This is a genomic window from Enterovibrio gelatinilyticus, from assembly GCF_028683095.1.
GTDB lineage: Bacteria > Pseudomonadota > Gammaproteobacteria > Enterobacterales > Vibrionaceae > Enterovibrio > Enterovibrio gelatinilyticus.
On record NZ_JAJUBC010000004.1, the window covers coordinates 1 to 12,595 of the forward strand.

Genomic DNA, 12,595 nt, shown 5'->3' on the forward strand with positions numbered 1-12,595 from the left:
GGTGCGCGAAAACCTGCCGCTAGTAGCCAAGGTATTCTGCCAATGTGGTCGATATGGGTGTGGGTGACAAGTAACGCATCGATATCTTTAACAGGAAAATCGACGTTGAGCGGTTTGGTTTCATCGCCCTGAAATAAACCGCAATCAATGAGCAGTTTACCGTTATGGGTGTCGAGTTGGTGGCATGAGCCAGTGACGCCAGTTTTTGCGCCATGGTGGGTGATGTGGAAGGTGTTTGGGTTCGTGTTTCGGTCGGTAGTTCGCATGATAGGCTCCTTAAAGCGCGTCTCTATCATGCCAACTTTTTACAAAAAAAATCCCCTTACTGGTATGATTTCAGAAAGGGGATGCATTTTTCTTGAGCTAAGCAGCTCGCTTTCTATGTTTAAGCGAGAGGCTTCACAGTTGAGCCTAATTTTTTATTTCCGACAGTCTATCCGAACTATCCGAACTATCCGAACTATCCGAACTATCCGAACTATCCATGCAGGAAGAAGGTAGCCGCATTATCAGTAACACACCAGACAATAATGTGAAAAGATACACAACATGCGTGTGGTGAAATGGCACATCCGTCAGGCTTGCTAAAGCTATCATCAATACAATACTGCTAATTAATGGATCTAGCCTCATCCCCACTCTACTTTTTGATTTTATAACTAATAAAGGCGAAATCAACCAGATGAGCAAAATAGCCAAACCAAAGACACCATAGCGCGAAAGTGTATCAATATACTGGTTATGCAAGTGCGGCTGAACCGCAGCTCCGGGGTTTTCCATTTTTCTAATACTAGAACGAAGTTCACTGTCACCGACACCAAAGAACAGATGGCGTTTAGTTATCGACAATCCTTCCTGCCACAAGTTGAGCCTGATACCTGTAGATGTGCCGTAGTGGCCGCTTGCTACATCCTGAATCTCTATCGCGGTTTGCTGTATTCGAAGGTCAATCTTGTTTTGAAAAACCAAGTAAGCACTCGTGACCGAAACAAGAATCACAAGTGCAGAAAAGAGACAGTGACGAGATGATATCGCCAAAACACGTAACGTTAGATATAGAGCGACCAGTGGAAAGAAGAGTAAAACACCACGAACATCGGTTAGAATTAGAGCAGCCAATGTTGTAGCTAAGCCCAACGCAGCTAGACATCTTATGACCCATTGTCTCTCAGAAAGAATGAAGTTGAGACAGACTAGCGCTAACATCGCACAATAGAGCGCATAAGGGATTGGATTCGTCGCAATACCGACCCTTGGCACTCCCATCATGTAATACTCATACCCAGCATTCAGACCACAAACGATTGCGGCGATAAGTAGAAGCCATTTCATAATACTTGGTGACATACGAGACCAAGGAACCAGCGACAAATAGGCTAAACACGCCAATAGTGTCCGAGAATACCCAAATTGGTCGCCCCGCAGGATATGTGCCAACGTAAAATACACAAACGCCAACATACTGGTAACTAGCAGCGGTATAATTGGAGACTTTTGCCAATTCGTTTTAATATCATTACGATAAAAAACGAGGCAATAGACACATACCAAAGGAATGAGTCGCGAAAGTAGCCATTTGGTATCGACAAAATTAAATATCGAAACCAACATGACAGCAAGAGGAGTTATAAGAAACAGGGTTTCTAAAAGTCTTTTGACCTGAGCAAGAGACGGTTTACTTGAATTGGGGATCATCATTCTAAACTACGAATATCAATAAATGCCAGAAGGCTCGGAGTAAAACTATCGCTCGTCCAATGAGGTTTTATACTAGTCACTACTTGCTCATATCCTGGAGCTTTTTTCTGTACATGACTGAAAGCATAATTTTCTTATAAGCTGTATACAATTCTCTCGAAAGCTTTCTGTATATAGGCGTTTTGAAACTATCCTTATGCTGTATAGTTGACTCATTACCTACATGTTGTGCCATAAAATTCGGGGTTAGCTGATAGGAATATTGACCGTGAATAAAGTTCGCGCCGACAAAACAGTCCACAGGTAAACACCAACGATGCTTAACCAACTTCGCCGCCGCAGAGGGAGAGATCGCATAAGCGCACAACCCTCCGTAGTTATCCTTCATCAAGTTAATCTGGAAGTCCGCCACCTCAGAAATCTTTGTGAAATCACCGCCTTCATTGATGCTTTGAAGGCGAATAAACCCCAACTCTTGCACCTTGTTGAGCGCAAAATTGGCAATTTCCAGCGCGTTTTCATGAAGTTCAATATCGTCTTCACAGACTATAATTGGTCGATTTAACTCAATACACTTTAGCCACATCAGATAGTGGCTGGCGTAACAACCAAGTTCACCTCTAGACGGCATTTTGCCGCTGGTTAACCACAACCTCTTGGGATAGTCATAATCTTCAGCCAACACTGGTGTGGCGGCATGACCATCAATTCCGTCAAAAAAGGCGAACTCAATACTTTTCTCTGCCATTTCCTTTGCCACTTTTTCGCGGCGGTCAGTACATCTTGGTAGACTAATCACATAGACACTGGGCACTTTTATCACTTTCTAATGGCATTTACGTTTACATTGATTTCTTGATACTACATCAAATCAATAAGGGGTTCGAGTGAGTTTTACTAGATTTGGTCGACGATACGAATGCGCTAAGAAAGGAGTAGATGAAGAAAATATCGTGGTGAAAGTTTGCAAGGGTAACGAGTTGTAACTCTGGCGTTAACAGCATGACTGCGTTTTGTCAATCTAGGCCTCAGTACGCGACAGCAAACTGAAGTCAAGTAACGCATTGATAATACCTGTGTGTCACACTTCAATTAAACATCAATGTATACTTTAGTCACCTCAACTTGTTTGTTCATCGAGAGTTTAGTTTGTTGGATGACGATGATTAAGAGTTGTCTTATTAATACGGAATTGAACACATTGACATGGAATCAACGAACAAGACATCAATTCTCTGTTTAAAGTTAACCTCAATAATAGCTATGCGTTGCTGCTAACGAAAACGCGATCTAAAAGCAAGATTTGAAAGTGCATCAGTACCTGTTTCTTCAGAAATGAGTTCGTTAATTTGCACCAAACCTTTGCCACATACCACAACAGGCCTACATCCTCGCTTAAAAATGACTTTGCCAGGAACTCGATTTTCCACGACTACGTCATCAACCAATTCTGCATCTAAAATCCGATAAAGCTGACCATTTAGAATCGTTGAAGCACCACTATATGGGTAGCTGACAGCATCAATAAATCGGCAAATATAATCTGAGTCTTGGTCCCAGTTAACGGCATAGTCATCTTCATCTCGCCAGAGGCTATATGTCGCTAAACTTTCGTCTTGTTTAATGGATGGAATGTCACGATCGTTGATAATCTTTTCAACCAACGTTAAAGCGAGCGATGCATACAAGTCTGAGAGCGCCGTGATCACAGCTTGGATTTTTATCGGATAAGAAATACACAAAGAGTCTTGTCCAATTATATCGCCTCTATCATATTCTTCGGAAGCGTGAAGGGCAGTTACCCCAATGCTACTGTCACCGTTAAGCAATGCTGAAACGACGGGTGCGAAACCACGGTATTTAGGAAGAAGCGAATCATGAAAAACCACAAGGCTCGAATTTTCATTGTTAATCAGCCAGCGCCAGCCAATTGCAAAGCTGTATTTACTAGTGACTTTAACGTTTTCAGACTTGTCGACAAAATTTATTCCAAAGTCGGAACAAAGCTCTTGTATTTCAACATAAAAATCATTTTTAACATTTAAATCTCGACTGCCGATTACTTGATCAATACAACCCGCATGTGTTGCTGCAAGGTGACGCAGCACAGCGAAACCTTTTTCGGTCATACAAAATAATGTAATACTTGATTTGTTTTCTATCATTTTCTAGTTTTTCTTTTTTGCAACCAGCAAACAACTAGCCCCAAACATCATTTTTATACCATTCTTGATGTTACTCACTTCAGGCGAAAGTACGCTATTAATGATTTGACTAGACAAGCCTTCTTTCACCTCATGATCTGCTTTAGGATTTGGTTTCGAGAGTGAGGATTTCATACCTACTTTATATGGCAGTGAACGGAAAGCAAAAATAGGTAATGGCAAAGGACGAAAGAAATATGTTGAATACTCAATGTAAAAACCCGCTTCAGTTACTTTCTTCTCAATCTGTCGCAACGAATAACGTCTATAATGTCCAGCTATAACGTCCTCATGAGACCATAATAAATCCCACGCAGGTACTGTGATATAAAGGCTTCCTTCTGTTTGTAGAAGTAAATTGATAGATGTGAGAAAACCATGATCATCTTCAACATGTTCAATAACATCGAATAACCCTATAGCAGGCAGACTATTAGGTAAAATCTTTGCTGAATCAGTAGTAGCACAAATAACTGTGTCTATACCTCTTCGTTTAGCGACGACAGCACCCTCTATACCTGGTTCGATAAGAGCAACGTCAAAGCCAGAATTTTTGAGCGCCAAAGACACAAAACCGTTTCCGCCACCCACATCGAAAATGGTACCTTGGTGATTCGGCGGATACTTTTGAATTGCTGAAACGATGCATTCATTCCTATGTTTAAACCAAAATGAAGTTTCTTCTATCTTGGCATAGCTATGATGCCCATCATCTGGAAATGATACTTTTTCCGTCTCTTGGCTGAAGTAAATACCTTCAGCGCCCAATTCAATATCACGACTAATTTCATTAATATCAATCACTTTTATTCTCCTCGATTCAATCGATAACTATCACAACGGTAAGGTAATACCTCGAGTGGTGAGTAGCTCTCTACGGTAATAATCAAGTTTATATCGTTTGAATCGCAGGCCTCTACTATGGAGAAATCCGACTTCGATTTTCGCTTCGCTTCAGTATCATATTGAAAAATCCCATACCCTCTTACTGGCTCGTCTTTAATAGCATTTAACATAGGGACACCAGTCAGTGAATACAGGAACATGCCCGCAGCCCATTTGTCGCCATAATCATGTGGCAGTTGACTGTAAACTTCCTTTGATAAGAAAAGACGGCTTTCAGCTTTCACTGCACCCTGCTCTTCCAGTGCTTCATTGATGCGCTCTCTAAATTGGCTCAAACCACCAGAAGACGATATAAACCAACCTCGATTATCAACGTTCATCAGTGCCGAAGTTAATGATTGGTTGATTTGAAGCAGTGAATTGTTCATGACTCGAAAAGGTTCAGCATTTCTACTCAGCATTCGGTCAAACAATGTGTCTTTATTCATAGATAAGTAAAAAATGGTTACGCATATAAAAAAGACCGGAAGTAAATTAATACCACCTAATTTCACAACGCTTTTAGTAGTGTGTAATGCGGCTTTATAACTAATAAGAACAAACCCAAACGACAACAAAATTGTATACATTGCTAATTGAAAGTATACCTTATCTGCTGGCCCCAAAGACGTAGCGATGCTAATTACCAGGGTGATAACAGATATAATCGCACCCGAAAAAAGGTAATACTTGGACTCTCGTGGTAGTTTTCGGAAGCAAAACAGAGCTGGCAGAATTAAAAATATCACGCCATAAGCGGCCCAATGGCTGTTTGTGAAGTAGTTGATAACAGCAGATAAGGTGAGGTTATCAATGCTTAGGCCATGGTCCATCGAGCTTTGTATTGGCATGTTCACCGAGTAAACAAGAAAAAACACGATCCAAGCAATACCAAGCACATAAACTAACCAGCATTTTGGTTGTTTAACTAACAGCACAAAACCTATAAATGCCGCATACAAAAAGCCGAAAGATACTTTACCAAATGAGATCAGTAAGGCGACAAAAAACAATCCAATGAAATCTAATAGTGAGTTTTCACTTTTATCAAAAGTCACCCCAAAAACATATGGAAGTGTGATTATAAATATCACTGTTGGCAACCATAAACCATGGGAAATAACCGGTAGCCACATATCTATACTAAGAGGAATGAATAAAACAATACCGAATAGATATGCGGGTGACTTCCTGATCGAAATTTTTGCAACCAAAAACGAAAGCGCAGACAAAAGAAGAAATCGTTTAAGCACTGCAAAAAAACCATACGAATCAAAAGGCTCAAATGCAGTGATTTTCAATATCAATGCATCGAAGTAATGACTAATGACATGGTAGACCATCAACGGCATGCCATGCTGCCCTATACTTGGATACCCACTATTTAATATACTTTGAATAATGGCAGTATGAAAAACGGTATCGTCATACCACCCCCGAAGCACAGTACCTACGCCTTGCTCCGCTTCAACAAGTGGAAAAGTTCGAAAGTAGTCAGCATGATGAATCCCTAATGGAATTGTCATCAAAATGACCAAGATAAATACAGTAATTAAAGCACAAACAACATCAACACCCGTCAATCCTGAAAGCTTAACCTTCAAACCTAAGCCTTTGAAACAGATAAAAGCAAAGGAACAGTAAAGTGACACTGTTGCTAGTATTTCAATGAAGCTAAACTGTTGAAAAACCAGATAACTATATAACAGTGTAAAGCCAGAAAACATTATAAATGAGAGCGTTATAATCCTCTCTACATTCATTTGATTTACAAACGCTGCTGGCATAGCATTCTTTGCTCTCAATCGTTCAAAACTAGCTAAGTTCATTCAGTATTGCCTTCTCTAGAGCATCTACGATGAATTTTTGCTGAATGTCTGTCATTCCTATCCACAATGGTAATCTAACAAGACGCTCAGATAACATATCAGTATTACAGAGCTCTCCATTACTTCGGCCATATTTTATGCCAGCTGGTGAAGAGTGAAGAGGAATATAATGGAAGACCACCCCAATGCCTTGGTCTTTCAAACTACTGAGTACATTCTGCCTGCAAACGTTTTGTGGCAACAAGATATAATACATATGCGCATTGTGTTCACAATTCTTTGGTACATGCGGTCTGGAGAGTAAACGCTGCTTCTCCATCGGCTCAATCAAGGCGTGATACCTATCCCATATGTCCATACGTTGACGGGTTATCTCGTATGCATCTTCCAACTGAGCCATAAGGAAGGCGGCGATAATCTCTCCTGGTAGAAATGAAGACCCTTTGTCCTGCCAAGTATATTTATCAACCTCGTTACGGAAAAAACTACTCCTGTCGGTACCCTTTTCACGGATAATTTCTGCCCTAAGCACTAAATCCGGCTTATTAACTATCAAAGCCCCGCCTTCGCCAGAAATGATGTTCTTCGTTTCATGAAAACTAAAAGCTGCGAGATCACCAAAGCTGCCCAAAGGCTTACCCTCATATTTCGAAAGCACTCCCTGCGCTGCATCTTCTACAACGTTTAGATCATGTTTTTTTGCTATATCCATGATTATGTTCATTTCACAGCCTACACCTGCGTAATGGACCACTACAATAGCCTTCGTTTTGGAAGTAATGGCGTTTTCTATAAGTTTTTCATCAATGTTGAGTGTATCTGGTCGAATATCAACAAATACGGGTACCGCTCCACGTAGTACAAACGCATTAGCTGTAGAAACAAATGTGTAAGAGGGCATGATGACTTCATCACCAGCCTCTAGGTTCAGAAGAATGGCAGACATTTCTAGCGCGGCGGTGCAGGAATGTGTAAGGAGGGCTTTTGTACATTGGCTATAAGATTCCAACCAAGAATGACACTTTTTTGTGAAAGTTCCATCCCCTGCTAATTGTCCCAACTCTTTTGATTCGACAATATAATCTAGCTCACGCCCTGTCATAAAAGGGATATTAAATGGAATCTTTTTAATAGAGGATGTCATTTTTCATAATTCCGTTTATTGCTTTCCTAACCACATCAAACTCGCTTGGATGTGAAAACAAAGTATTTATTTAATAGAAACAATATCAATGCAACTAAAACTATTGATACTGCTTGTATATAACGATGATCATAATGTAGTAGATCCACAAATATCGATAGGAGCATGAAGTTAACACCATACCCAATCATATGGGAGACTATATATCTCGGCAATGCACTCTTTTTATTATTTTCATACTCAAAGGTCCATGCTGCATTTGCAAGAAAACTGAACACCACTGATAAAACATAAAGTATGGTCATGGTAATCTTTGGCGTCCCACCAAAATGCACTATGGAAACATACAAAACAAAAATCAATGCATTGCTAGAAATACCAACAACAGCGAATTTTAAAAACTGACGACTTGGCAAACATGAACTTAAGATTGAACTAGCTTTCATTTTTATTTTTATCGCGTCATTTTTCTAATTATATATAGAGGCCTTTTCTTGTTTTCATCAAATGACTTGCCTACATACACGCCTAGTATCCCCAAATTAAATATGACAATACCACCAATGAAATACAATGAAACGATAAGGCTTGTCCAACCTTCAACGGTCACACCATTCACCCACGAGTACAAGAGAATGTAGGAACCATAGAGCAGGGAAAGAAATGACATCAAAAAGCCAAACTTGATCGATAACCTTAGTGGTTTGTCTGAATATGCAATAATTGTTTCAGTTGCCAATTTAAACAAAGCTCGATATGTATAACTTGAATCACCATCATATCTTGTTGAATGCTCAGCTTGGATCGAGGTTGTTTTAAATCCCATCCAGGAAATAAGTGCGCCAAAGAATCGAAGTTTTTCTCTCATCTGCAGAAAACTAACAACTACTTGACGCGACATTATACGAAAGTTACCGCTGTCACCATCAAATTTCATATCAGCCAGATAACTAAACAGCTTGTAAAATAACTTAGAAGTAATACGCTTTAACGGTGGATCTTGACGACGCCCTCTCAATGCAAGCACAATATCGAAACCTTCTTGTGCTTTGCTATAAAGTCTAGGTATCTCTTCTGGTCTGTCTTGTAGGTCACAATCCATAACCACCACCCAGTCACCTTTAGCATGATCCAATCCAGCAGTAATTCCATAATGTTGCCCGAAGTTTCTACTAAATTGCATTCCAAGCACCCTTGGATCTCTACTTGAAAGTGTTTCTATTTTTTCCCAAGACCCATCATTACCACAGTCTTCGACAAGTATGATTTCGAAATTTTTTGTTATAATCTCTAGTGATGACACCAGTCTATTGTAAAGCTCATCTATGCAGTTTTTCGCTTTGTACACTGGTACTACAACGGAAATATGTGGTTCCATGATTTTCACACCTACAATTTAAGTGAATCATCCGTTAAAGTTCGAACTTTAAAAAGTCAAATCTATGAACTTATAGTTTTCTAAGCTCGTACTAACTTATCTGCTTCTTTTTTTGCTTTGTTCCAAACGAGATCTTCAATTCCATTCGTTGGATTGAAATCTATCGGTGCTTCTATAAGAAGTCGTCGGATTTCTTCATGGTTAAATTTGTGGCATGCATCATCAAGTCGAGACAATATATCAGCGTATTCTCCGAGGGTTAAAAACCTTTCATTCGCTGTCATTATGCGCTCATGCTCTGTTCTAGAAACGTCATCTCCAATGAGCAGTTCTTCATACAATTTCTCTCCAGGTCGGAGACCAGAAAAACTAATCTCTATATCTCCATTTGGGTTGCTTTCATTCTTAACTTCCAAACCTGACAAGTTCACTAGGTTTGCTGCAAGATCAACAATCTTCACAGGCTCGCCCATATCCAGTACGAAAACATCACCTCCATTACCCATTGCACCGGCTTGTACAACAAGTTGCGCGGCTTCGGGTATCGTCATGAAATAACGTATGATATCTGGATGAGTTACGGTTATTGGTCCACCCTGGTTGATCTGCTTCTTGAATAGAGGAATCACGGAGCCCGATGAGCCAAGTACATTTCCAAAACGAACCATACAAAAACGCGTTCCGGTGTCTTTTTCTTTTTCAATTTCCGCTAACGCTTGCAAACCAAGTTCTGCCATGCGTTTTGTTGCACCCATAACATTAGTTGGCCTTACAGCTTTGTCTGTCGAAATTAGAACAAATGACTCTACGCCAGCATCTATTGCTGCTTTCGCTGTAACGTAAGTTCCAAATACATTGTTCCTTACACCTTCAACGACATTGAACTCAACCAATGGGACGTGCTTATACGCAGCAGCATGATAAACAGTCTGCACCGAGAACGATTTCATAATATTGAAAAGGCGATTTTGCCTCTGAACCGACCCCAACAAAGGAATAAGAGTTGTTTTACTATCTGATTCAGTAATAAGTTGATTTAGTTCTTTCTCCAAGCTATATAAAGCAAATTCTGACAGCTCAAATAGTACTAGTGACGCTGGCTTGGCTTTTAATATTTGACGACAAAGTTCTGCCCCGATGGAACCACCCGCACCTGTTACCATCACTACTTTGTTCTTGATATTTGCTTCCATCAGGCAATTTTTTGGCGGAACGGGGTCTCGCCCCAAGAGGTCTTCGATTTCGACATCTTTCACTTCATCGATCTGAGCTTTACCCGTCATGATGTCTTCAATTGAAGGTATCGTTAACACTTCTACAGGTAGATCTACCAATGAATCGATAATTTCCTTTCGACGTGACCGGGTTTCGCTAGGGAGTGCTAGCATTACCTGAGAGATACGATACCTTTCTATTAACTTGGCTATTCTTTCAGGACTATTGACTTTTAAACCCAGTATTACTTTATTTATAAGTGCTTTATCTTCATCTATAAATCCAATTACTCTCGAGGACTCAGATGACCTTAATGCTAGAGCAAGTTGTCGTCCACTACTACCCGCTCCATAGATCAACACCCTATGGCCACCCTTACTAGATAACTGCGAGACCAGCACACGAGCTACTAATCTAGTTCCGCCACATAGTATGCAAAGGTACGCGCCATAAATAAGGGGCACTGAACGAGGCACAGCCGCTCCAAAGTAATATGAAAGCAACGCTATTGAGAGCGTTGAGAAAAGCGTACCAGTGGCAACGACTGCAAGCGCATGAAATGTCAGATATCTAAGGATGGCTCTATATAAGCCAAGTTGGAAAAAGCAAAAGATTGTCGTTAATATCGTACCCAACAAAACATACTGATCGAGACGATCATAAGCCATTTCAATGTGGCCAATACGAGTCCAGTAAGCAGCGTAGAACGCAAAAATAACAAAAAACACGTCAAATGCTACACTAAGTACTAATTTTTTAGAGCGTGATATACTCCATATCTGTTCGAAGTGAATCATCGGTTACCTTCTTTGTTCTTTACTGCATCACCGCTACCATTACCTTTTACTGTGAGTAAAATATATTTAAAATAGCTTTTTAAGGTCAGTGTATTTAGCATATCTCGATCCGTTATTGCGAGTAATTCCGGAGTCGACATATCAATATTGCTAACCTGAGCAAGCCCTGTAATTCCGGGAAGAACATCATAAACACCTTGTTTTGTTCTTGCCTCTATGAGTTCTTCTTGATTAAAAAGATTTGGCCTAGGCCCAACCAAGCTCATTTCACCTTTAACAACATTTATAAGTTGTGGCAATTCATCAATCTTTGTTTTTCTGAGCACTTTACCCATTTTTGTAATTGATTGTTCATTTGCAAGATGACTTGCTACTGACTCTGTTTCAACCTTCATAGTTCGAAACTTTATCAAATTAAAAGGCTTCTTACCTTTTCCCACACGCGTTTGGATGAAAATTGGAGAGCCGTTATCAAAATAGCCGATTATAGTTACAACTAGAAGAATAGGTAGCGTGAAAATCAACCCGGTCACTGCAAGTAAAAAGTCGAAAAAACGAATCATATAATTCTTCTTATTTATTTTGTGATAATTGTTTATATCTGGCCGTACTTACAACAAAGTCACCAAATATTTGCTCATACATTTTCTGTTTTCTAGATAACTTAGCGATTAATTTGAATAGAGCTTTAGGAATAGGCAACTGAACTATTGACTTATTCTGCCTTTTTGCCATCCAATTTATCAGTTCCTTAGTAGATAATGAATTGTCATCTGCTACTAAGTAGATGTTCTCTTCTAACTTTTCTATTGTAGCTATGTTAGTAAGCGCTTTCGTCAAACTCTCAACAGATATGTAGTGCCTACTATTATTAGCACATCCAAATGGCAGAAAATGAGCTTTTTGTACTAGTTTCATGAGTATTTTAAGATTACCTTTCACACCTTCTCCGTAAACTAAGGGGGAGCGTACAATCACGATTTCAATGTCTTGAGTGTCATTCAGTTTAAGTAGACTTTGCTCGCAGAGAAATTTAGCGTTTGATGCTGTATCTTTTGGATTCGTAGGTGTTAACTCGGAAACCACGTCTTTTGTAGACGCCATACCATGGACGATTGTAGAGCTAAGGAAAATGAATCGCTTAATCCCATATTTAGCCGCTCGTTTTGCAAATGATATGACAGCCAAATTATTGACGTCGTTGACTCTAACATCATCGACCTCAGACAACGCTTCATGTGCGATTCCCGCTAGATAAATGACTGTATCGCACCCTTCAAAGAGCTCAGGATCATCAGGGCATTGACAAATATCATTCACAACATACTGCTCGGCATGTTCAATATTAGGCTGATGCGTTCTGACCACAATACGCTTCACATGGTGTTGGTCTAATATATGTTTGCCAATAAAGCCTGTCGCTCCTGTTACTAGTATCGACATTG

The 12,595-nt window shown here is 39.9% G+C and carries 12 protein-coding genes; all 12 read right to left on the bottom strand.

What is annotated here, in order from left to right; all coding sequences use genetic code 11:
* Window positions 1–266, bottom strand: a 266-nt coding sequence (locus LRP50_RS04405; protein ID WP_274163284.1) for an MBL fold metallo-hydrolase, incomplete at its 3' end; no start/stop codon positions are given.
* A gap of 145 nt (window positions 267–411) precedes the next feature.
* Window positions 412–1,698 carry an O-antigen ligase family protein gene (locus LRP50_RS04410; protein WP_274163285.1) on the bottom strand — a complete coding sequence of 429 codons (1,287 nt, stop codon included), beginning with the start codon at window positions 1,696–1,698 and terminating at the stop codon, window positions 412–414.
* A gap of 79 nt (window positions 1,699–1,777) precedes the next feature.
* Window positions 1,778–2,521: a glycosyltransferase family 25 protein gene (locus tag LRP50_RS04415; protein WP_274163286.1), complete on the bottom strand. Its 744-nt coding sequence runs from the start codon at window positions 2,519–2,521 to the stop codon at window positions 1,778–1,780.
* Between the two features lie 451 nt (window positions 2,522–2,972).
* Entirely contained in the window at window positions 2,973–3,863 is an 891-nt protein-coding gene (locus LRP50_RS04420) for a methionyl-tRNA formyltransferase (protein WP_274163287.1), read from the bottom strand.
* Between the two features lie 3 nt (window positions 3,864–3,866).
* On the bottom strand, window positions 3,867–4,706 hold the full coding sequence (locus LRP50_RS04425) for a class I SAM-dependent methyltransferase (RefSeq protein WP_274163288.1): 840 nt from the start codon (window positions 4,704–4,706) through the stop codon (window positions 3,867–3,869).
* 2 nt (window positions 4,707–4,708) lie between these two features.
* Window positions 4,709–6,616 (bottom strand): hypothetical protein, encoded by a 1,908-nt coding sequence (locus LRP50_RS04430; protein WP_274163289.1) that lies wholly within the window; start codon window positions 6,614–6,616, stop codon window positions 4,709–4,711.
* Window positions 6,603–7,760: a dTDP-4-amino-4,6-dideoxygalactose transaminase gene (rffA, locus tag LRP50_RS04435; protein ID WP_274163290.1), complete on the bottom strand. Its 1,158-nt coding sequence runs from the start codon at window positions 7,758–7,760 to the stop codon at window positions 6,603–6,605. The genes LRP50_RS04430 and rffA overlap by 14 nt, the downstream gene beginning before the upstream one ends.
* 35 nt (window positions 7,761–7,795) lie before the next feature.
* Window positions 7,796–8,206 (bottom strand): GtrA family protein, encoded by a 411-nt coding sequence (locus LRP50_RS25720; RefSeq protein WP_420791187.1) that lies wholly within the window; start codon window positions 8,204–8,206, stop codon window positions 7,796–7,798.
* Window positions 8,207–8,214: 8 nt separating this feature from the next.
* A complete protein-coding gene (locus LRP50_RS04440) occupies window positions 8,215–9,138 on the bottom strand; it encodes a glycosyltransferase family 2 protein (protein ID WP_274163291.1) in 924 nt (307 codons plus the stop codon).
* Between the two features lie 80 nt (window positions 9,139–9,218).
* Window positions 9,219–11,150, bottom strand: coding sequence for a polysaccharide biosynthesis protein (locus LRP50_RS04445; RefSeq protein ID WP_274163292.1), 1,932 nt, complete (start codon window positions 11,148–11,150; stop codon window positions 9,219–9,221).
* Window positions 11,147–11,713, bottom strand: coding sequence for a sugar transferase (locus LRP50_RS04450; protein WP_274163293.1), 567 nt, complete (start codon window positions 11,711–11,713; stop codon window positions 11,147–11,149). The genes LRP50_RS04445 and LRP50_RS04450 overlap by 4 nt, the downstream gene beginning before the upstream one ends.
* Before the next feature lie 10 nt (window positions 11,714–11,723).
* The gene (locus LRP50_RS04455) at window positions 11,724–12,593 is read right to left on the bottom strand and encodes an NAD-dependent epimerase/dehydratase family protein (RefSeq protein WP_274163294.1); all 870 of its coding nucleotides are present in this window, start codon (window positions 12,591–12,593) and stop codon (window positions 11,724–11,726) included.
* Window positions 12,594–12,595 lie beyond the last annotated feature (2 nt).